Origin of the sequence: Actinomadura sp. NPDC048021 (assembly GCF_040653135.1) — a bacterium.
Classification (GTDB): domain Bacteria; phylum Actinomycetota; class Actinomycetes; order Streptosporangiales; family Streptosporangiaceae; genus Spirillospora; species Spirillospora verrucosospora.
The window spans coordinates 142766-164097 of the sequence record NZ_JBEZJQ010000003.1 but is presented as its reverse complement, the minus strand read 5'-3'; the positions used below and the strand labels follow the sequence as shown (position 1 = coordinate 164097).

At 71.2% G+C, this 21332-nt stretch carries 18 protein-coding genes; 8 read left to right on the top strand and 10 right to left on the bottom strand.

Going from position 1 to position 21332, the window contains the following annotated elements; genetic code table 11:
* Positions 1-195 precede the first annotated feature (195 nt).
* Both AB0C87_RS06630 and AB0C87_RS06625 read left to right on the top strand, forming a co-directional pair.
* Positions 196-2325 (top strand): DHA2 family efflux MFS transporter permease subunit, encoded by a 2130-nt coding sequence (locus AB0C87_RS06630; RefSeq protein WP_360576756.1) that lies wholly within the window; start codon positions 196-198, stop codon positions 2323-2325.
* Between the two features lie 9 nt (positions 2326-2334).
* Entirely contained in the window at positions 2335-3564 is a 1230-nt protein-coding gene (locus tag AB0C87_RS06625; protein ID WP_360576755.1) for a glycosyltransferase, read from the top strand.
* A gap of 10 nt (positions 3565-3574) precedes the next feature.
* On the opposite strand, the gene AB0C87_RS06620 is transcribed toward AB0C87_RS06625, so the two are convergent.
* From AB0C87_RS06620 to AB0C87_RS06605, 4 genes are all read right to left on the bottom strand, one after another.
* A complete protein-coding gene (locus AB0C87_RS06620) occupies positions 3575-6313 on the bottom strand; it encodes an MMPL family transporter (protein WP_360576754.1) in 2739 nt (912 codons plus the stop codon).
* Between the two features lie 63 nt (positions 6314-6376).
* On the bottom strand, positions 6377-8173 hold the full coding sequence (locus AB0C87_RS06615) for a fatty acyl-AMP ligase (protein WP_345180445.1): 1797 nt from the start codon (positions 8171-8173) through the stop codon (positions 6377-6379).
* 271 nt (positions 8174-8444) lie between these two features.
* A complete protein-coding gene (locus AB0C87_RS06610; protein WP_345180448.1) occupies positions 8445-8693 on the bottom strand; it encodes a zf-TFIIB domain-containing protein in 249 nt (82 codons plus the stop codon).
* 156 nt (positions 8694-8849) lie between these two features.
* On the bottom strand, positions 8850-9023 hold the full coding sequence (locus AB0C87_RS06605; RefSeq protein ID WP_345180450.1) for a hypothetical protein: 174 nt from the start codon (positions 9021-9023) through the stop codon (positions 8850-8852).
* A gap of 1829 nt (positions 9024-10852) precedes the next feature.
* Between AB0C87_RS06605 and AB0C87_RS06600 the strand changes: the two genes are divergently transcribed.
* A complete protein-coding gene (locus AB0C87_RS06600; protein WP_360576753.1) occupies positions 10853-11602 on the top strand; it encodes an IclR family transcriptional regulator in 750 nt (249 codons plus the stop codon).
* Positions 11603-11615: 13 nt separating this feature from the next.
* Here AB0C87_RS06600 and AB0C87_RS06595 read toward each other — a convergent pair whose 3' ends face one another.
* Positions 11616-11978: a YkvA family protein gene (locus AB0C87_RS06595; protein ID WP_089311049.1), complete on the bottom strand. Its 363-nt coding sequence runs from the start codon at positions 11976-11978 to the stop codon at positions 11616-11618.
* Between the two features lie 343 nt (positions 11979-12321).
* Here AB0C87_RS06595 and AB0C87_RS06590 point away from each other — a divergent pair, with 343 nt between their 5' ends.
* Positions 12322-13308, top strand: a complete 987-nt coding sequence (locus tag AB0C87_RS06590) for a hypothetical protein (RefSeq protein ID WP_360576752.1) — start codon at positions 12322-12324, stop codon at positions 13306-13308.
* Between the two features lie 56 nt (positions 13309-13364).
* Here the strand turns inward: AB0C87_RS06590 and AB0C87_RS06585 are convergent, their stop codons facing one another.
* The 5 genes from AB0C87_RS06585 to AB0C87_RS06565 form a co-directional block, all read right to left on the bottom strand.
* Positions 13365-13991, bottom strand: a complete 627-nt coding sequence (locus tag AB0C87_RS06585) for a septal ring lytic transglycosylase RlpA family protein (RefSeq protein ID WP_345180490.1) — start codon at positions 13989-13991, stop codon at positions 13365-13367.
* A 485-nt stretch (positions 13992-14476) separates the two neighbouring features.
* Positions 14477-15487, bottom strand: a complete 1011-nt coding sequence (locus AB0C87_RS06580) for a hypothetical protein (RefSeq protein ID WP_353832562.1) — start codon at positions 15485-15487, stop codon at positions 14477-14479.
* Positions 15488-15747: 260 nt separating this feature from the next.
* On the bottom strand, positions 15748-16854 hold the full coding sequence (locus tag AB0C87_RS06575) for a ferritin-like domain-containing protein (RefSeq protein WP_360576751.1): 1107 nt from the start codon (positions 16852-16854) through the stop codon (positions 15748-15750).
* Positions 16855-17097: 243 nt separating this feature from the next.
* Positions 17098-17706, bottom strand: coding sequence for a hypothetical protein (locus AB0C87_RS06570; protein WP_345180496.1), 609 nt, complete (start codon positions 17704-17706; stop codon positions 17098-17100).
* A gap of 84 nt (positions 17707-17790) precedes the next feature.
* On the bottom strand, positions 17791-18414 hold the full coding sequence (locus tag AB0C87_RS06565) for a TetR/AcrR family transcriptional regulator (RefSeq protein WP_345180498.1): 624 nt from the start codon (positions 18412-18414) through the stop codon (positions 17791-17793).
* 149 nt (positions 18415-18563) lie between these two features.
* Between AB0C87_RS06565 and AB0C87_RS06560 the strand changes: the two genes are divergently transcribed.
* The 4 genes from AB0C87_RS06560 to AB0C87_RS06545 all read left to right on the top strand — a co-directional run bounded on the left by AB0C87_RS06560 (position 18564) and on the right by AB0C87_RS06545 (position 21226).
* Positions 18564-19868 carry a GH1 family beta-glucosidase gene (locus tag AB0C87_RS06560; protein ID WP_360576750.1) on the top strand — a complete coding sequence of 435 codons (1305 nt, stop codon included), beginning with the start codon at positions 18564-18566 and terminating at the stop codon, positions 19866-19868.
* A 35-nt stretch (positions 19869-19903) separates the two neighbouring features.
* Positions 19904-20311: a MarR family winged helix-turn-helix transcriptional regulator gene (locus AB0C87_RS06555; protein WP_345180502.1), complete on the top strand. Its 408-nt coding sequence runs from the start codon at positions 19904-19906 to the stop codon at positions 20309-20311.
* A 25-nt stretch (positions 20312-20336) separates the two neighbouring features.
* On the top strand, positions 20337-20627 hold the full coding sequence (locus AB0C87_RS06550) for a chorismate mutase (protein ID WP_360576749.1): 291 nt from the start codon (positions 20337-20339) through the stop codon (positions 20625-20627).
* A gap of 128 nt (positions 20628-20755) precedes the next feature.
* Positions 20756-21226 (top strand): hypothetical protein, encoded by a 471-nt coding sequence (locus AB0C87_RS06545; protein ID WP_360576748.1) that lies wholly within the window; start codon positions 20756-20758, stop codon positions 21224-21226.
* Positions 21227-21332 lie beyond the last annotated feature (106 nt).

The following is a 21332-nucleotide window of genomic DNA, read 5'->3' as shown; positions in this document are numbered from 1 at the left end:
TCACGATGCGCACCCAGACCACTTTTCTCCCCCACGTCTTGTCACGGTGATGACAAGACTCGGCAGTAACCAATGTGGCCTGATGGGATAGTTGTGGTACCGCGGCCTGGAGTCAGGGCCGAGTAACGAAGCGCCAACCAATAGTAACAATAGCGACGACTGTTTTTAGGGGGAAGCGGCGGATTTCCGCGGCCGGTGCGGGAGTTCACGCCGTACGGACTGTTGACCCGCGGCCGATACCGATGGGCGCTGGCGGTGGTGGCCGTCAGCGCATTCATGATCACCATGGACAACACGGTGGTCGCGAACGCGCTGCCCACCATCATGAGCGACCTCGACATGTCCAACTCGGCCAAAGACTGGGTCGCCACCGGCTACATCCTGATGTTCTCCTGCCTGATGGTGGCGGGCGGGCGGCTCACCGACGTCTTCGGCTGCCGCGTCACCTTCGTGTCCGGGATGGTCGTCTTCACCGCCGCGTCCGCCGTCTGCGGCCTCGCCCCCGACTCGGCGACCCTCATCCTCGCCCGCGTCGCGCAGGGCGCCGGCGCCGCCCTGGCCCTCCCCGCCACCCAGGTGATGGTCACCGTCGGACGCACCGACAAGCAGCGCTCTCTCGGCACGATCGTCTGGGTCGGCGCCGGCTCCAGCGCCACCGCCCTCGGCCCCACCATCGGCGGCTTCATCGTCCAGCAGTGGAGCTGGGGCTGGATCTTCCTGATCAACATCGTCCCCGGCGTGCTGGTCATCCTGCTCGGCCTGGTCGTCCTGACCGGCAAGGGCGAGAACCGCGACGCCCGGGTCGACCTGCCCGGCGTCCTCATCTCCGCCACGATGCTGTTCGCCTTCACCTACGGGCTGGAGTCGGGCAACAAGCACGGCTGGGCCGACCCGTCCGTCCTCAGCGTGTTCGCCCTCGCGTTCATCGCCCTGGCCTGCTTCGTCCTGGTGGAGAGCTGGGCCCCCGACCCGATGATCAATCTGCGGTTCTTCCGCAACCGGGTCTTCGCGGGCGGCCTGCTCTCGCAGATGCTCTACGGCATCGGCTTCAACGGGATGATCTTCTATTCGGCGACGTTTCTGCAGCGCTTCCTCGGCTTCTCCCCGCCCCAGGCGGGCCTGGTGATGCTGCCGCCGTCCATCGCCATCATGGTCATGACGCCCGTCGCGTTCTGGCTGGCCGCCAAGCTCGGCCCCCGCCCCGCCATCGGCGGCGGCCTCGCCCTCATGGCCTTCGGCATGTTCCTGTTCTCCACCATCCAGCAGGGGGACGGCTACGCCGACCTCATGCCCGGCGTCATGATCGTCGGCGTCGGCGCCGCGATGGGCATGCCGCTCGTCATGTACGTCCTCAAGGCCGTCCCGGAGCAGCAGGCGGGCGTCGCGAGCGGCATCATCAACGTCATCCGCGAGGCGTCGGGCGCCTTCGGCATCGCCATCATCGGCCTGCTCGTCCACCACGTCCCCGCGGAGGGGGCGAGCGCCGCCGAGCTGGAGACGTTCCGCAGCGGCACCGCCTCCGGCCTCATCCTCGGCGCCGTCCTGGTCCTCGTCGGCGGTCTGATCAGCGGCCTCACCCTCCCCAGCCGCCGCGGCTGGCTGGGGCCCAAGCACGGCAAGTCCTCACCCCTCGTCGAACCCGCGCCCCGCGGTTCCGACCCGTCCCCCCGCGACCCCGTCCCCGCGCTGACCGCCCCGGTCGCCGTCGCCGCACCTCCGGGCGAGCCCCTCCCACTCCCCCTCACCTGGGAGGAAGACCCCATGCCCGAACCCACGCCGGGCCCCCACTGGTGGACCGACACCGATCCGAAGCCCCGGGACGACACCTCCACCTGGGCAGCCGAAACCCCCTGGCCTCCGCCTCCTCCCGCTGCCAACCCCTGGAAGGACTGGCCCACCGCCGAGCCGCCGCCCGGCGCTCCCGCGTCCGAACCATCGGCAGAGGCCCCCGCACGAGTTCCGCCACCGGCGACCGAGGTGTTCCCCTTGCCCGGCGAACAGGGCGCAGCCGAAGAGGGGCCGGGCGGCACCTCCCCTTGGACGCCCCCAGAACCCCCACCGAGCGCGAGCGAGATCGCCGGACCACCTGCCGCGCACGAAGGGGCAACGCCGATCGAAGGCACCCTGGCGGAGCTCCCAGAAGAACTTCCGGCCGAAGACGCGAAGACCCTGCCGGACGAAGGCCCGAGAGAGCCCGGTGAGCGGGCCGACCTCGACGACGACGGGGAGCGTCCGGCGCCGCCGGAGGGGTGGTACGAGCCCTATGTGCCCGAGGCGGAGCCGGTGGAGGAGCCTCGCATCGTCCCGCGCAGTGACGCCTGGTAGGAGGTGGACGTGAGCCGGATCGTGATCTTCGCGGCGGGGTCGCGGGGGGACATCCAGCCCTGCGTGGCGCTGGGGCGGGCGCTCCGAGCGCGGGGGGACGAGGTGCGGCTGGTCGCGAGTGCGCGGTACGCGCCGATGGTCGTCGCGGCGGGGCTGGAGCTCGCGCCGCTCACGGCGGATCCGACGGAGATCCTCGAATCGGACGCCGGGCAGGAGTTGCTGGCCGGGGGCCGGAATCCGGTGAAGTTCCTCGGCGGCTTCCGGCGGATCCTCGGGCCGATGGCCGAACGGTTGCTGTCGGAGTGTTCGGACGCCTGTAAAGGCGCGGATCTGATTCTGGGACCCACACTCGGATTCCTTCCCCGGCACCTGGGCGAACATCTCGGCGTTCCGTGGGCATTGGTCCATTTCCAGCCGAGCGAGCCGACCGGGGCGTTCCCGCACCCGTTCGTCCCGCAGGCGCGCATGCTCGGGCAGTGGGCGAATCGGGCGAGCTTCCGCGCGGTCGATCAGATCGCGTGGCAGCTGTCGCGCCCGTTCATCAACCCGTGGCGGGACGAGGTGCTGGGGTTGCCGCGGCTGCCGCTGCGGGGACGGCGGTCCGACGGCGGTCCGGTGCTCGCGTGCTTCAGTCCGGTGGTGGTCCCGCGCCCCCGAGACTGGGCGCCGAACGTGAACCTGACGGGCTACTGGTTCCTTGACGAGCCGGAGTGGGAGCCTCCCGCGGACCTCGCGGATTTCCTGGCGGCGGGGCCCGCCCCGGTGTACGTCGGGTTCGGGAGCATGGTGCCGAAGGACGCCGAGATGACCGGGATGGCCGTGCGGACGGCCCTGAAACTCGCCGGAGTCCGCGGCATCGTTCAGGGCGACCCGGCGACGTCGGACGAGGACGTGTTCGCCGTCCGGGACGTGCCGCACTCGTGGCTGTTCCCGCGTATGGCGGCGGTCGTGCACCACGGGGGCGCCGGCACGACGGCGGCGGGGCTGCGGGCGGGTGTGCCCACCGTGGTGTGCCCGTTCTTCGGCGACCAGCCGTACTGGGGCGAACGCGTCGCGGCGCTGGGGGCGGGGCCCGCCCCGCTGCCGTTCCGCGCGATGACCGTCCCGCGGCTCGCCAGGAAGATCCGCCGTGCGGTCGGCGACCAGGGGATGGCCGACCGGGCGAGCGAGGCGGGGCGGCGCATCCGGGACGAGGACGGCATCGGACGGGCCCAGGAGATCATCGACTCGCTCCTGTGACGGGCGGGTGTCAGGAGGAGTCTTCTTCCTCGCCCCAGTGCCAGCCCGAGCCGTCCGCGTTGGGGACGATCACGCGCCGGGTGCGCGGCGCGGGGCGCGGCACCGGCTGCGGCGGGCCGTCCGCCCACGGCGCCCAGGGCGCGCCCTCGGGCTCGGGGGCCCGGCGGAGCCCCGCGCCGTCGGCGGCCGACTGGAAGACCAGCTTCGGCGACGCGTCCGCGTTCGGCTGCGGTTCGGACTGGAACGCGGCGTTCGCGTCCACTCGCTGACGGGCGCGCGGCACGTCCGCGGGCGCCCCGTTCGAAGGGGCGCCGGGCTCGACGGTGTCCGGGCGGACGTTTCCGTTCGACGGCACGGCATTCGCGGGACGCGGGGTCGATTCCGCCCAGTCGATGGCGTAGGGAAAGGGTTGCTCGTCGGGGAGGCGGGGCGGGGCCACGGTGGCGCCGTCCGGGACGAGGACGGTGCGTTCGCGCAGGTCCATGCGAGCGTGAAGGCCCGCGAGGAAGCCCGGCAGCCACCAGTTGGCCGCGCCCATGAAGCGCATCGTGGCGGGGACGAGGAGGGAGCGGACGAGGGCGGCGTCCACGACGACGGCCACGAACATGCCGACGCCGATCAGCTTCACGACGGTGATCCCGGCCATGCTGAACGCGGCGATGACGAGGAGGAAGAGCAGCGCGGCGCTGGTGATGATGCCGCCCGTGTGCTGCATGCCGGACGCGACCGCGACGCGGTTGTCGTGCGTGAGGTCCCATTCCTCGCGGATCCGGCTCAGCAGGAAGACCTCGTAGTCCATGGACAGGCCGAACACGACCGCGAGGATGAGGATCATGCTGGTGGCCTCGACCCCGCCGGTGGGGGTGAAGTCCAGCAGCCCGGCGAGGTGCCCGTACTGGAAGCCCCAGACGATCGCGCCGAACGAGGCGCCGATCGACAGGACGTTCATGACGATGGCCTTCAGCGGCAGGACGATCGAGCCGAAGAACATGAACAGCAGGAGGAACGTGGCGACCCCGACGACGAGCGCCATCTTCGGCAGGGATCTCATCAGGCTCGACATCAGGTCCATCTGGCCGGCCGTGCTGCCCCCGACGTCGATGTGCATCGGGTAGCCGTCCTTGGTCAGGCTCATCGCGCGGATCTCGGTGACGAGGTCCTGAGCGTGCCGGTCCATCGGCTCGTACTTGTGCGTGACGGAGATGCGCACGCCCCCGTACGAGCCGGAGTAGCCCGTGAACTGGGCCTCGGTGACGCCGGGAAGGGACGCGAGCTGCTTCCGGAACTGCTCCAGGTAGGGCGGGATGGGGTCGCCCTTGCCGGACGGCGTCCAGTCGCGCGGGATGAGGTCTCCGGACACCACCACGTCGATCGGCTCAACGGTTCCGTTGGGGAAGTCCCTCTTGATGGTCTCCACCACGGCGCGGGTGGGGCTGTCCTTGGGAAGGACACGGGCGTCCACACTGCCGAACTGGACGTTGAGGAACGGCACGAACATCACGCCCAGGATGACGAGCACGACCGCGAAGTACGGGAGCGGATGCTTCATCACGCTGTGGCCGAGCCGGTACCAGAAGCCGCTCTCCGGGTCCCGCCGCGCGCGCTTGGCATTGGGGCGCCGCCACCACATCTGCCCGCCTTCGACACGCGGCCCTAGAAGAGCCAGGAGCGTCGGCAGCAGGACGGTGGCTCCGAACACCGCGACCATGACGGTGGCTATGCCGGCGAGCCCGATCGTCCGGAGGAACATCTGCGGGAAGAGCAGAAGGCCCGCGAGAGCCGCGGAGACGGTGACGCCGCTGACCATGATGGTGCGGCCCGCGGTCGCCATGGTGGCGGCCAGCGCGGCCTCACGGATGGGCTTGAGCGCCGTCCTGTGCGCCTCCTTGGCGGCCTTGCGCGCCGCCTTGTCGCGTTCTCGCTTCCAGGGCTTTCCCGGTGGCAGGCCTTCCGCGGTCATGCCGCGCTGAAGTTCCTCACGGAAACGGCTGATGATGAACAGGGAGTAGTCGATCGCCAGGCCGACGCCCATCATCGTGACGACTTCCAAAGCGAAGGACGTCACGTCCGCCGCGTACGTCACCACGTGCAGGACGGCCAGCCCGCCGACCGTCGAGAAGACGCCCACGATGATGGGCAGGACCGAGGCCGTCACGGCGCCGAACAGGATGACGAGCAGGATGAGCAGGGGCAGCGCGGTGATGGTCTCCGCGCGGACGATGTCGGCCACGACCTGCTGGCCGAACTCCTCGCCCAGCGGGACGCTGCCGCCGTACCGGACGTCGAGCCCCGGCGCGGCCAGGCTGTCCTTGACGGCGTGGTAGTTCTCGAACTTGTCCGCGCCCTCCGTGCCCTTCAGTTTCACCGCGACGAAGGTCGAGTGCCGGTCATGGGAGGCGAACGTGCGCGCAGCCTCGCCGTTGAACGACCAGTAGGAGATGATCTCGTCGACCCGGGCCTTGGGCAGCCGCGCGATGGTGGTGACGACGCTCGCCTCGAAGCGCGGGTCGTCCACCGTCATGGTGTCGCTCGAATACAGGACGAGGACGTCGGGGTTGGTGCTGCCGAAGTAGGTCGCGCCCAGCTTGGCGACGAGCGTCGAGGACGCGTCGGGGTCCTCGAAGCCGCCCTCCTTGAACTTGGCGAACACGCCGAGTCCCCAGGCGCCCGCCACCCCGGTCATGATCAGGATCAGGACGAGGCTGGTCCAGCGTCGCCGGTGGATGAGACGCCCCAGCCCCGAAAGCATGATCCTCCTGTTTCGCCGCGGCCGCCCGGAGGCTCCCTCGCCCCCGCACGGCCCGTTCCGTCGTCACCTGCGAGACGCCAGGCGCTCCGCGGTCGTCGCCAGGTCGCCGTCCAGGTAGCGCTGCCGGGTCGCGGCCCGTGCGATCTTCCCGCTGGAGGTGCGCGACACGCCACCCGGTTCGATCAACACGAACGCGTGGACGCTCATCTCGTGCTCGACGTTGACGGCCGCGCGGACCGCCGACTCCACCTCGTCCACGTCGAGCCGCCCGAGGGGGACGCGGCGGTTGCGCTCGGCGACGACCACGAGCCGCTCGGTCTCCTCCCCGGTGAGCGCGAACGCGGCCACGTGGTCGGGGCGGACCGCCGGGTGGGCCTCCTGCGCGGTGACCTCGATGTCCTGCGGGTAGTGGTTGCGGCCGTCCACGATGATGAGGTCCTTGATACGGCCGGTCACATAGAGCTCGCCCTCGTGGACGACCCCGTAGTCACCGGTCTTCATCCACGGCCCGGACGGCAGGTTCCCGGGCTCGGACAGCTCGCCGCCGAACGTCTCCTGGCTCCGCTCGGAGTTGCGCCAGTAGCCGGGCGCCGTGTTGGGGCCGTGCACCCAGATCTCGCCGACCCGCCCGTCCGGCTGCTCGACGCGGGCCTCGGGGTCGACGATCGCGACGATCTGCCCGCACGGGCGCCCGCACGACACCAGCGCGGTCGTCCCCTCCGCGCCGTCCTCGCGGAGCCGCAGGTCGCCCTGGGTGAGCGCCTCCCGGTCCACGGAGATGATCTTCGGCGGGACGTCCTCGGCGGCGGCCGTGACGAACACGGTCGCCTCGGCCAGCCCGTAGCCCGGGGCCTGCGCGCCGGGACGCAGCCCGGCCGGCGCCAGCGCGTCGGCGAACGTCGACAGCGTCGAGGTGCGGATCGGCTCCGCGCCGTTCAGGCAGGTCGTCAGCCCGGACAGGTCCAGGTCGGCGATCTTCTCCGGCGAGGCCATGGACGCGACGTACTCGTAGGCGAAGTTCGGCCCGGCGGTGTAGACGTTCTTGCCGGGGCGCTCCGCGATGAGCTGGAGCCACCGCATCGGGTTCATGATGAACGAGACGGGGTCGGTGTAGATGGCGTGGTCGCCGCGCACCAGCGGCAGCGCCATCGTCGCGATCAGCCCCATGTCGTGGAACAGCGGCAGCCAGCTCACCAGCTCGGGATCCGGCTTCTCGGGCGCCCACCCGGCCCACAGCTGCGCGGCGTTCGCCGTCACGTTCCCGTGGGTGATCTCCACCCCGGCCGGACGGCGCGTCGATCCCGACGTGTACTGCAGGTAGGCGACGTCGTCGAACGCGACCGTCTCGTCCCGCCAGCGGTCGGCCAGGGCGAGGTCGACCTCCTCGGCGAACAGGATCTCCTTCGGCTGCGGGACGTCGTGGTCGGCGAGGAACTTCTCCACGTGCGGCAGCGCGTTCCGCGTCGTGACGATCACCGCGGGCTCGGCGTCGGTGTAGGCGCCGATCAGCCGGTCGGCGTGGCCCGGCAGGTCGGGGGAGAACAGCGGGACGGCGATGACGTGCGCGTACAGGGCGCCGAGCATGGTCATCATGTAGTCGAGCGTCTGCGGCAGCAGCAGCGCGGCGCGCTCCCCGGGCCCGGTGACCTGCCGGAGCGCCACCGCCGTCGCGCGCGCCCGCCGGTCGGTCTCGGCCCAGCTCAGCGTGAGGTGCGTGCCCGACGGGTCGGCCGAGTAGTCGACGAAGGTGTAGGCCGGGGCGTCCGGCTTCTCCCTCGCCCACCGCGCGACCCGCTCGATCAGCGGGGTGCGGCCGGAGCCGCCGGGCAGGAGTTCGGGAAGCAGCGAGCCCAATGCCATTGATCATCTCCCGAGGGGACGGGCCGGACGGGGCCGTGGACGGTGCTGTGAGGGGGTCGCACTCCGCCGGCGAAGGTGCGCCGCGCCTGCCGGACGACTCTGTCTGGACGCCCCCGGGGGACCGACGATGATCACAAAGCTACCGGATGGTAGTCAGTGGGCGATATTAGCTCGCGGTCACATTCGCCGAAGCACGGTTTGTCATCCCCGTGACAAGAGGAAATCCCCTTTCACACCTGGGCTTCCGGCCGGTCACCGACCGTGCCCGGGACTACTGCCCGGCGGAGAAGATCTGCTGCATGATGCCCCGGCGGTGCCGCCCCTGGTACGTCGTCTCCGGGTTCACCTCGTCCGGGAGTTCGGCGAGGTAGCGGCTCTCCGCGTCGATGAGCTGCTCCAGCTCGCCGCGATCGAGGAAGACGCCCTTGCATCCCGGGCATTCCTCGATCACGACCCCGTGGCGTTCGTGGGTGTCGAGCGTGGAGTCGCACTTCGGGCACTGCAGCGTCGCGTCTGACATACCGGATCCCCTGTCCGTCACGCCCGCGTTTACCGTTGCCGGTCAGCATACTGACACCGAGCCCTTTTCGGGTCGATACCAGGACACTCATCCGCCGATTCGGACGCCGGACCGGGGTGCGCAGCCGATCGATTCGCCCCGACCCCTTCGTCGGCATCAGCCCGTTCTGTCCTGCTCTGCCCGGGACTCGGCGCGGCTGAGCGCCCCCCGGCGCCGCGCCACCACGATGCAGGCCGCGCCCCACAGAAGGCCGATCTCGGCCACCAGGGCCACGGCGAGGACGACCGCCCAGTCGGTCCCGTCCCCCTCCTCCGCACTGGTCGGGGACATCAGGCTCGTATGACTCGCATCGGCCACCGGCGGCAGGTTCGGAGGCTTCACGGGCGGCAGGACGACGGGCGCCGACGGCGCCTGTCCGGGCAGGTTCGGAGCAACCGGAACCCCGGCACTCGGCTGCCCCATCCCCGGCGCCCCAGGCCCGTCCACACCAGGCCCGGCTGCCGGAGGCAGACCGCCCCCGTCCGGCTGAGCACCTGCCTGCGGCTCACCGCCCTGGCCCGGCTCCCCGGTCTCCCCCGGCTTGGCGCTCACACTCGGCTCAACGCCCTGCGAAGACTTCGGGCCGCGCGACGGCTCGCTGCCAACACTCGGCTCCGCACCTGCGGACGGCTTCACATCCTCGGATGGCTTCGCATCATCAGACGGCTCCGCACCTGCGGACGGCTCCGCATCGTCAGACGGCTTCGCGCTGTGAGACGGCTTCGCGCTGTGAGACGGCTTCGCGCTGTGAGACGGCTTCGCGCTGTGAGGTGGCAGGACGCTAGCCGGTGGCTTCGCGCTCTGGCGCGGCTTGTCGCTCTGGGACGGCACAGCGTTGTGAGGCGTCTTCCCCTCAACCGTCGTCGGACACGGCCACCCGTTCACCGTCGTGCTGCCACCCACACAAGGCGTAGACGGCCCGCCCGGCCCCACCGGGCGCGGATGGGCCTTCGGGGTCGGCTTAGCACTACGCGTAGGCGCACTGCCCGGAGTCGGCTTCCGACTGGGACTCGGCTTAACACCGTGGGTCGACTCCCCACTGGACGACACACACGGCCCACCGCTCTTGCCCGAGCCACCAACAACGCAAGACGCCGACGCGCCACCCACACCGGGCTGCGAACTCTGCTTCGGCTTGGCAACGGGTACGGGCTCCCCGCCCGTTGCCGAGCTGCACGGGCGGCCGCTCTTGTCGGAGCCATCAGCAACGCAAGGCGTCGACACGCCGTCCTCGCCAGGCTGCGGACTTTGGTTCTGCTTGGCGACAGGTATGGGATCGCTGCCAGAGGGCGTCGTGCATGACTGGAGGGGCGTGGTGGTGTTGCTTTGCTCGCAGCGGGGCGGCTTCGTCTGGCACCAGTTGGCTGCGCGGCTCGCCCTGTCGTCGGCGCAGGGCGTGGGCTCATCACCCGTGGACGGATCCGGTGACGTGCCGTTCAGCGCGTTCCGGGCGGCTTTGGAGAAGTCGAAGACCGCGCGGGCCGAGCGGCGTGGGGCGTTGGAGGCGTCCGCTACGGCGAGGATGCTCAGCGGCTTCGCGGACGGTCCCTTCACCATCGATTCTGGGAATCGGACGGTCCCGCTGCGCAGACGCCCACCCGAACCCACATCGCCCAGTGTGCAGCGCAGCCCCTGGCCGGAGCCAAGGGGCGAGCAATCGGGCGTGCGGCTCGTCCAGGACAACGGGCGGTCAGCCGTGAGACGCAGGCCAACGTTGCGGGCTACGCCGCCCTCGGTGCGCACCCGGACGGTGAAGGGCAGCGTGTATTCGGATCCCTGGATGGTGACGCCGCCGGGTGTCATGGACACGCGCAGCCTCACCTTGGACGGGGCCGCCTCCGGTATCGCCTGAGCGGCGGGGCTCAACAGCGTGAGCGGTGCGGCCAGCGCGCTGCTCACCGTGATCGCGCCCCAGCGGGCTCTACGACGCTCCCCTCGCACACGCTCCCCCTAGCGGTTCCTCACGGCCACCCGGGGGGCGGTGCCGCGATGTCGGACACAAGGAGTTATTGCCAAGTCACTCGCCGAAGTAACGTGCCGCATCGCGCCAACCCACCCTCTTTCGCACAGTGAAATCGCATCTCCGTAGAATCGGGTGGTCGCTAGGAGAGGAGTCACGGGTGACGGAGGGCGTTCGGTCGCTGGCCCGCGCGTTCGAGCTGCTGGAGCATCTGGCGGACGCGGGCGGGGAGATGGCGCTGTCGGAGCTGACGGAGGCCTCGGGGCTGCCGATGCCGACGATCTACCGGCTGATGCGGACGCTGGTCAACCAGGGGTACGTCCGGCAGGAGCCGTCCAAGCGCTACGCCCTGGGCCCGCGCCTCATCCGGCTCGGCGAGGGCGCGAGCCGCCTGCTCGGCACGTGGGCGCGCCCGGTGCTGGCCCGGCTGGTCGAGGAGGTCGGGGAGACGGCCAACATGGCGGTCCTGGAAGGGGACGAGGCCGTGTACGTGGCGCAGGTGCCGTCCAAGCACTCGATGCGGATGTTCACCGAGGTGGGGCGGCGGGTCCAGCCGCACTGCACGGGCGTGGGGAAAGCGCTCCTGGCGCAACTGCCCGACCAGCGGGTCCGCGAGATCCTCGCCCGGACGGGCATGGACGCGCACACGCCCAACACCTTCACAGACGCGGAAGCCCTGCTGGCGGAACTGGACCAGATCCGCCAGCAGGGCTACGCGCTGGACGACGAGGAGCAGGAGATCGGGGTCCGCTGCGTCGCGGTGGCGCTGCAAGGCGCGCCGACGCTGACGGCGATCTCGGTGTCGGGGCCTTCCGGACGGATGACGCACGAGGCCGTTCCGAGCGTCGTGCCCATCATGCGCGACGCAGCCGACCGGTTCGCCAAGGAGCTCGGCCCGACCACTTCCTGAGGTCGTGCGCCCGTCAGTCGACGGGCTCGCCGACGATGACGGTGGGGCGTCCGCCGCGCTCCCAGGCGACGAAGTCGCCCGCGGACTTCACCAGGACGGTGGCCAGCCAGAGGGCCAGGCCGGTGTCGTCGGCGATGCCCACGACGGGGATGACATCGGGAATGGCGTCGATCGGGGAGATGATGTAGACGAGCCCCAGGGCGAGCAGTCCGAGCGTCCCGAAGGACATGCCCTTGTACTGCCCGCGCAGGACGGACTTCAGCATCCTGGGGACGGCGCGGACGCGCTCCCAGAATCCCGGTGCGTCGGGTTCGAGCGTCTCGCGGTAGATATGCCAGGCCTGCCCGGCGGCGGCCGCACTGCGCTTCCTGTCCACCAGCACTCCTTGTATCGGAACGTCTGTGAGGGCGCGCCCCCGCAACGCCCACGTACGACTAGGACGCGACGAGTGCCGGGTTTGTTCCCTTCGATCGATCATGAGGCGCGGGTCACAGCCGCACCATTCCGGCCCCGGCGAAAGGGTCGACGAGCGAATCCGGTGGTCACGCCCATCCGCGTGACCTCGGGTGAGGTGTTCATCACTCTCGTGGTCGGCGTGCGGCGGTTCGCGGCGTGTCGGCTGGCGTGCGCTGCGAGCATGGGGGATCCGGGGGGAGCGCCGCCTCCGCCCGGCACGACCGGCATGGCCCGTCGAGCATCGCAGGAGCTGACGTACCGATATGAGCGGCGACCATACGAACCGCCCCGTCCACGGCACCGCGGCAGGCGACGCCTACGTCGCGCTGCCCCCGACGGCCGTCGACGCGACCGCGTCCGGCCCGACCCGGCTCATCGTGGCCTGGCCCGGCTTCGACCCGCCCCGGACTGCGAGCGCCCTGGCGACGGCGATCCCGATGACGGGCGTGCCCGTGTGGCGCGTCTACCTCGACCTGCCCGGCCGCTCGCCCGGCGGTCTCGGCTCCGGCGCGATCCTGGAGACCGAGAGCATCGAGGCGTACGGCGCGGCCCTGGAGAACGCCGTCCGGCGGCTGCCCGACGCGCTCGCGCAGATCCGCCGCGACCTCGACGTCCCGGACGGGCCGGTCGGCCTCGCGGGCTTCAGCGCGGGCGCCGCGGCCGCCCTGCTCGCGGTCGCGCACGGTGCGGTCCCGGTGAGCACCGCCGCGCTGGTCGCCCCCGTCGTCGCCCCGGCGCGGGCCGCGCGGGCGGTGGAGAAGCGGTCCGGTTCGGAACGCGCCTGGAGCGAGCGCGCCGTCGCGCTCGCCGACCGGCTCGACCTCGGGGCGCTCGCCGCCGACATCGCCGGACGCGACGTCCCGGTCCTGCTCGTCGGCGGCGCCAAGGACCGCGTCGTCCCCGCGCGGGAGATCACGGCTCTCCGCGACGAGCTGCGCAGGCACGGCGGCCAGGCGGAGTCCACCACGTTCCGGATGGGGCACGCGCTGGCCGCCGAGCCCGGCACCGAGCCGCGCCCGCCGATCACCGAGGCCGTCCGGGTCGACGGCGTCCTCACCGACTGGTTCCGCGACCGCCTCGCCACGCTCACGCCCGCGGCGGCCGAGGCCGCACAGGCCGCGCCCGCCGGCGGACCGGCCGAGGCGAACGGCGACACGCAGCCGATGGAGCGGCGCCACGGTTCGTGGTCGTCCGGCGCCGGGAACGTTCCGGACGCCCGGACGGGCGCCGGGCTGGGACACGGGCTGTGACCGCCCGGCGGGCGCGCTGACGCGCCCGCCGGGCGGGTGGGTGGGAAACGACGAGATCAGCCCTTGGACAGGACCTCGTACCGGACGGGAATGACACCCGATCCGGTGCCGCCGACCTTCTTCATGGCGGCCTTGGACAGGTCCAGGCAGCGTCCGCCCGCGTACGGGCCGCGGTCGTTGATGCGGACGACGACCGAACGGTCGTTGTTCTTGTTGGTCACGCGGACCTTCGACCCCATCGGCAGCGTCTTGTGCGCCGCCGTCAGCTCGGTCGGGTCGAAGCGCTCCCCGCTCGCGGTCATCTGCCCCTCCCAGTAGTAGGAGGCTTCGCAGGAACCCGACTCCACGACCTTGTCCTGCTTCTTCTTCTTGCGCTTCGCCAGGTTCGCGACCTGGGCGTCCGCCTTCGACGACTTCTTCTTGCCCTTCTTGGGAGTCTTCGAAGGCGACGGCTCAGGAGTGCGGGGCCGGCCTCGGCCGGCCCGGGTCGGCTCGCCGTGCGGACGGTCCGCCAGCGGGTCGGCGGCCTGCGGCGCGGTCTGCGCCGCCTGCGCCGAGTCGGCGGGGCCTTCGCGCCCGGCCAGGGCGAACGCGCCCACGGCCAGGACGGCGACGGCGGCGCCGGAGACGATCAGGATGGTGCGTAGGCGCGCTCGAAGACGGCGCCTGACAGGGCTACCCACAGAGGAGTCCTTTGTTAGGGGACAGGACCCCGGACGCCAGGCGGATGTGACCGCCGTTCTCTCGCGGCGTGGCCAGGCGACGTCGGCCGTCCCCCGGATCCCCCGCCGCCCGCGGGCTCCTCAGCCCGCCCCGCGCCGCTCTCTCAGGCGCGCCCGCTCGATCGCGGATCGGCGTCCGGCAGGTGCGGCTGGAAAGGCATCTTCACTTATCGAAATCGCTGAAGCGCCGCACAAGTCCCTGACCGTACGTTGTGTCCTCCACAGATCAAGACGTAGAGCCGTTGTTTGTGGGATTTGTCACCTCAGCTTTTGCCCGCCGAAGCTGATCAACTTCGCCGGGTGACCGCATTTCAAGATCGTCTTTACTGCGCGTATACCGCCGATCTCGGACGGATAACAAAGGATCCGGCACAACGGAACGGGGCGGTCCGGCGGAAGATCACTTCCGTCGGACCGCCCCGTGAGCTGGGACGACAGGCCGCGCGTCAGCCGCGCCCGGGGGCGGCCGGGATGCGCGGAACCGCCGGCAGCGCCGGCACCTTCGGCACGCCGAGCGCGGACGCGTCCGGCATGGACAGCGGGCCGTCCGCCGGTCCGCCGTCCGCCATCCTGCGGGCGCCGTCACGCGCCTTCAGCACGTCGACCACGTGGCCGACGTCGCCCTCGGCCGGGGCGAGGCCGGTGCCGGCCTTGTTCACGGTGCCGTTGGCCTGCCCGACCAGGTCGCCGGACGGGGCGGGCCCGGCGTACCGGGCGGCCGACGGGAAGAGCGTCCGGCCGAGGGGCAGCCCGCCGAGCGTCCCGCCGCCGAGCAGGGATCCGACGCCCGGCAGTCCGGAGCTCGGCCCCGGGTCGGCCAGGCTGATGGGCGTCTCGGCGGCGCGGCCGTTCGGGACGGCCGACCGCGCGGCCTCGCGGCGGCCGAGCTTGCCGGCGGACAGGAGCTTGCCGGTGGGCAGGCCCTTGCCGAGCGTGCCGGCGCCGCCGAGCAGCGTCCCGGGGACGTCGCCGCCTCCGCCGGACAGGACGGGCAGCGCCGTCCCCGGCCTGCGGTCGCGCGCGTCGCGGCGGGTCGCACCGGGGCAGTCGCCCTGGGGAAGCCCGCCGACCGGGGCCTGGCCGACGGCCGGCAGCTGCGCGCCGGGCAGCGCCAGCCCGGTCTTCGACTCGACCGCTTCGGCCGGGCGCACCCGGCAGCGGGCGCGGGCGGTGCGCAGCCCCGAGCCCGCCGGAGCGGCCCGGAGGACCCCGTTCGCGGCGCCGCCGCCCAGCGCGGCGGTCCGGGCGCCCGTCCCGGCGACCGGGTCCGGGAGCGTGCGCATGACGGTATGGCCCGTGGCGGCGGTCTCGTAGAGGAGGAGCGTGGACGGACCCGCCGCCGCGCTCGGCGCCGCCTTCGCGGGCGCGGCGTCCGTCGGGGCGGCCGCCACGGCGAGCGCGGTGGCGAACGAGGCGAGGACGGAGACCCTCAGCAGGCTTCTGGCGGAGCGGTTCATTCTTTCCCCCGGGGTTTTCGGATTGGCCCTGCACATGCGGCGTGCGCCCGAGCGGCTGGTGAATCCCGGCGCACCGTCGAGCGGGGACGCTAGTACACCGCGGTGCCGCATGCGGCCGATTCGAAAATGACTTGGGGAAATCAGAAAGATCTAGATGAACTGATCATAGACGCTCGGCGAAATACCAAATGCCGACAATTTCCGATAAAACAAGGGCGGGGGCGCCCCGTGGGACGCCCCCGCCCGCGCGGGCCCGCCGGCTACTCGGCGGCGCCGAGGGAGATGGCCTCGTCGACCTCGTCCTTGCGGGCCGCGAGCTCGGTCGCGTAGCGCTCCTCGTCGACCTTCTCGGCGATCTCCTCGTCCTGCCGCATCAGGGCTTCGAGGTCGGCCTTGGCGTTGTCGAGGACGCCCATGTCCTCGTAGGCGGCCTGCACCTTGTCACCCCAAAGGCCTACGTCCCGGACGCACGGGACGATGCGGCTGAAGAGCAGCGACTGATAGAGGGTGTACATGTCGGAGTTGTCGACATACTCCATGCACCGTTCGACCGGCATGTCGAGCTGCTCGAAGACCTCGCGGCCCTTGAAGCGGTCGCGCATCAGGTAGCAGCCCTCGACGACGAACTCCTCGCGCTCGGCCCGCTCCTTGTCGGTGAGCTCGGCGTAGTAGTCCTTGAGCGCGAGCCGCCCGAACGCGACGTGCCGCGCCTCGTCCTGCATGACGTACGCGAGGAGCTGCTTGACCAGCGGGTTGGTCGACATGTCCCGGTACAGCCCGAACGCGGCGAGCGCGAGCCCCTCGATCAGGACCTGCATGCCGAGGTAGGGCAGGTCCCAGCGGCTGTCCTCCAGCGACTCGGCGAGTAGCTTCGCCAGGTCCTGGTTGACCGGGTAGTACATGCCGATCTTCTCGTGCACGAACTTCGCGTACAGCTCGACGTGCCGCGCCTCGTCCATGGTCTGGGTGGCGGCGTAGAACTTCGAGTCCAGGTCGGGGACGGTCTGGACGATCCGCGCCGAGACGTTCAGCGCGCCCTGCTCGCCGTGCAGGAACTGGCTGAAGAGCCACGAGCCCTGGTGGCGGCCGAACTCGTCCTTCTCCTTCTGCGACATCTTTTCCCAGATGTCGGACCCGAACAGCGGGTTGAAGTTCTCCGGCAGCCCGGCGATGTTGATCGGATCGACCTCAAGGTCCCAGTCGATGCGCTTCTGCGCGTCCCACTGCTTGTCCTTGCCCTTCTGGTACAGGTTCAGCAGCCGGTCGCGGCCCTCGTCGTACTCCCAGGTGAAGCGGGTGTCGCCCGCCATCGGTACGTTCCACGTGTCGGTCGGGACCGGCGTGGCGTAGAGGTCGTGAGAACTCACGGGGGGATCCTCCTCCAGGGGTGACGCCGCACGATCGCGACGCGGGTGTGCACCGCCCATGGCTTTACATACCTTCGTAACATGTAAAGCCCGGTTAAACCAGGGAGTCGCCGGAACCCGTGACGCGGGAGCCACCGAACACGGCCGTCGCCGAACGCGGGCGTCGCCGGGCACGGACCCCCCGAACGCGGTCGCCCGCGCCCCCGGGCGGGGGTGCGGGCGAGCGGGCGGCAGGGCCCGGGGTCAGCGGGACTGGAGGGCGTCCAGGCCGACGGCCTGGGCGATGACGAGCCGGCGGTCCAGGCGCGGATCGCTGATCTCGACGATGTAGCGGTCGCGGAAGCCGAACTTCTTCTCCACGCTGAAGACGACCTGGTCACCGGCGTAGAAGTCGAAGTGGTACGGCCACGCGAACGGCAGGTTCTCGACGTAGGGGATGAACTGCCAGACGCGCCGCAGCACGGCGACGAACTTGTTGCGCTCGCTGCCGGTCGTCACGCCGAGGCCCGGCTGCTCCAGGTGCCAGGTGGAGGCGAGCAGCGACTTCTTGAAGTCCTTGCGGAACACCCCGATGGGCTGCCCGTGGGCGTCGGTGATGTCGTACGCCGAGGCGAGGTCGATGCGCTTGCGCGCCTTGAACCCGAGGATCGGGCGCGTCTTGGAGTCGTCCGAGTACAGGGTGACCTGCTCCTTGAACGCCAGCCGCTTCTGCTGCGCGAAGGCGAGCAGCTCGCCCTCGCCGCCGTCGGGCCCCTCCGCGTGCACCTCGTACTGGTTCACCATCAGGCGCACCCGCTGCCGGATCAGCAGCCGGCGCTGTGCCTGGAGTCTTTCCTCGTCCAGCGAACTCACCCGTTCCGTGTCGGTTTGCGGAGGGGAGTCTGCCATAGCAGGTCCCCTTCATCCGACGTTTTCCGGATGCGTCCGATGTCCGGGTCAGGACTCCTGGATGTGCGCGGCCAGGTACCCGTGGATCAGCCGCTCGGCCTCGGCGACGATCAGCGGATCGCCGTCCGGGCTGCGGCGGAACGCCATCTTCAGCACGGCGTCGCCGGCCTCGACCGCGATGGCGAGCGCGGTGGCGAGGCCGGGGGTGTCCTGGACGCCGAAGGTGTCCACGATCATCCTGCGGAGCCGGTCGGCGACCACCGCGTTGTTGTCGGCGTCGGAGTCGAGGAGGTTGACGTCGGCGACGTCGCCGAAGCGCAGCACCCGGAAGCCGGGCACGGTCCGGTGCATCTCCACGAAGATCTCGATGATCGCGCCGACGGTGTCGGACCAGTCGCCGAACCGGCCACCGGAGAGCCGCGCCGAGATCCGCTCGCCGAACTCCTCCAGGTTGCGCAGCGCGAGCGCCTGCGCGACCGCCCGCTTGTCGGGGAAGAACTGGTACACCGAGCCGATCGCCACCTCGGCGCGCTGGGCGATGCGCGTCGTGGTGAGGCCGTCGTAGCCGTCCTCGTCCAGGATCTCGGCGCAGGCGTCCAGCATCCGCTGGACGCGTTCGGCGCTGCGGCGCTGGGCGGGACGGCGGCGGAGCGGGGTTCGGATCTCGGTCACCTTGCCATTGTCCCTCGGACGCGCGGGTGCCGAGCATGCACAGCGTGCCACACCTCTGGGTCGCGGGAGTCTTCCGCCCGCACCACCCCGCCACTAATATCCGAAGGCTATTCGCATTTTCGGTCGGACCATGGGGGAAGGAAGCGCGGATGGGTCTTCCGGAGAACTTCCGCTGGGGCGTCGCCACCGCCGCCTACCAGATCGAGGGCGCGGTCGGGGAGGACGGGCGGGGACCGTCGACCTGGGACACGTTCTCCCACACGCCCGGGCGGACCCGCGACGGCCACACCGGCGACGTCGCCTGCGACCACTACCACCGCTGGCCCGAGGACGTCGCGCTGATGGCGGGCCTCGGCGTCGACGCGTACCGGTTCTCGATCGCGTGGCCGCGCGTGCAGCCCTCCGGGAGCGGAGCCGTCAACGCCAAGGGGCTCGACTTCTACGACCGGCTGGTGGACGGCCTGCTCGCCGCCGGCGTCGCACCCGCCGCCACCCTCTACCACTGGGACCTCCCGCAGCCGCTCGAAGACGCCGGCGGCTGGATGGAGCGGGACACCGCCTACCGGTTCGCCGAATTCTCCTACCTGGCGGCCGAGCGCCTCTCCGACCGCGTCGACATGTGGATAACCCTGAACGAGCCCGTGGTCGTCACCGCGTACGGCTACGCGTTCGGCGTCTACGCCCCGGGCAGGACGCTCCTGCTCGACGCGCTGCCCACCGCCCACCACCAGCTCCTCGGCCACGGCCTCGCCGTCAACGCCCTGCGCAGCCGGGGCGCGCGCACGGTCGGGCTGACCAACCACTACTCCCCGGCCTGGGCCGCCTCCCCCGCCGACCGGCCCGCCGCCGACGCCTTCGACGCGTTCATGAACCGGCTGTTCACCGACCCCGTCCTGCTCGGCCGCTACCCCGACCTGATGGGGGACGCGCCGTTCATCCGCTCCGAGGACATGTCGGTCATCGCCTCGCCCATCGACTTCCTGGGGGTGAACTACTACCACCCCACACGGATCGCGACCCCGGCCGAGGGCCCGCTGCCATTCGACATCGTCGACATCACCGGGTTCCCGACGACGGGGATGGGCTGGCCGATCGTCCCGGACGCCTTCCTGGACCTGCTGCGCACCCTCGACTCGCGGTACGACCTGCCGCCGGTCTACATCACCGAGAACGGCTGCTCGTTCGCCGACGAGCCCGGTCCCGACGGCGCCGTGGACGACCCGTCCCGCATCGCGTTCCTGGACGCCCACATCGCCGCCGTGCGGACCGCCGTCGACGAGGGCGTCGACATCCGCGGCTACTTCACCTGGTCGCTCCTGGACAACTTCGAATGGGCGGAGGGCTACCACCCCCGCTTCGGGCTCGTCCACGTCGACTACGAGACGCAGAAGCGCACGCCGAAGACGTCCTACGGCTGGTACCGGGACCTCATCGCGTCGTCCAGGCGTCGCTGACGGACGCGGCGGGCGGCCGCTCCTACCCTTGTCGCATGCCCGTCGAAGTGCAGGAACTCGGAAGAGCGCTCAGGCAGGCCCACCACCGGCAGCACCGTGCGCTCGACAACCGCCTCGCCGCCGCCGGCACGACGCCCGCGCAGTGGGACGCCCTGCGCGCGATCGGCCGCGCACCCGGGGCGTCCGCCCGCGCCCTGGCGGCGGAGACGTTCCAGAGCGAGCAGGCGTTCGGGACGCTCGCCGGGCGCCTGGCCGCCCAGGGGCTGATCGACCGGCGGCCGGGCCGGCACCGCAGCGTCGAGCACCACCTCACGCCCGCCGGCGAGAAGCTCCTCGGCGCCGGCCGGCAGATCGTCGACGAGGTCTTCGCCGAGCTCTTCGCGCCCCTGCCCGAGGACGACCGCGCGACCCTCCTCGCCCTGCTGCTGCGTCTCTCCTCGTGATCAGCCGTGCGGCATGCTGACGCGCATGGAGACTCCTGAGACGCTCGCGGAGGTGCGTGCGCGGATCGACGCCCTCGACGGGCGGCTGGTCCGGCTGCTGGCCGAACGCGAGGGGCTGGTCCGCGCGGCCGCCGCCTTCAAACGCGACGAGGGGGCCGTCCGCGCCCCCGACCGGGTCGAGCGGGTCGTCGCGCTGGCGCGCGACAGGGCCGCGGACGCCGGGCTCTCGCCCGAGGTCGCCGAGACGGTGTGGCGGGCGATGATCGGCGCCTTCATCGATCTGGAACTGGACGAGCACGCGACGCGCCGCGGATGACCCCATCGGAGTGCCGCCCAGCGCCCCGAGCCAGGTGACAAAGCCGCCCGGCTTCGGACGGTCGATGAGTGCGACGGCGCCCGGAAGGGCGGCCGGAGCCTAGGGAAGCAAACGAAAGGAACAAACCAATGGAAATCAAGATTGCGGATCCTCACGATGTGGAGGGCATCCGCCGGATCGTGAGCGACGTGGTGGCGGACCGCAACCCGTACTGGGTGCGGCTGGCCCCCGCACTGGAGCGCTCCTTCCAGGATGTTCGGACCGTCTACCTGGTCGCGGCCGAGGGCGAGGAGGTTCTCGCCTTCATGCGCGGGCGGTGGATCAGTCAGTCGTGGTCGGAGCGGCACGTGGGCCCCGACGAGGACTTCCACGTGGACATGTTCGCCGTGGTCTCCGGCCACAGCGGGAAGGACCTCGTGCGGCTCTTCGTGGAGTCGGCGGGCGAGTTCTTCACGGGGCCGGTCACGATCGGCTTCAACCTTCCCGAGGGCAGTCCGCTGCTCGACGTGCTGGTGACGCTGGGGTGTGAGATCACCCCCTCCGACACGTTCTACGAGACCGGTGCACGGCGCCTTCAGGGCCGGTGGCACCTGCAGTAGCTAGTTCGTAAGGGGGTGGTGGGGGGGGGGGCGCGGGCCCCCCCCCCCCCCCCCCCGGCGCGGGGGGGGCGCGTGGCACGGGGGCCGGGGCGGGCGCCGCGCGCGG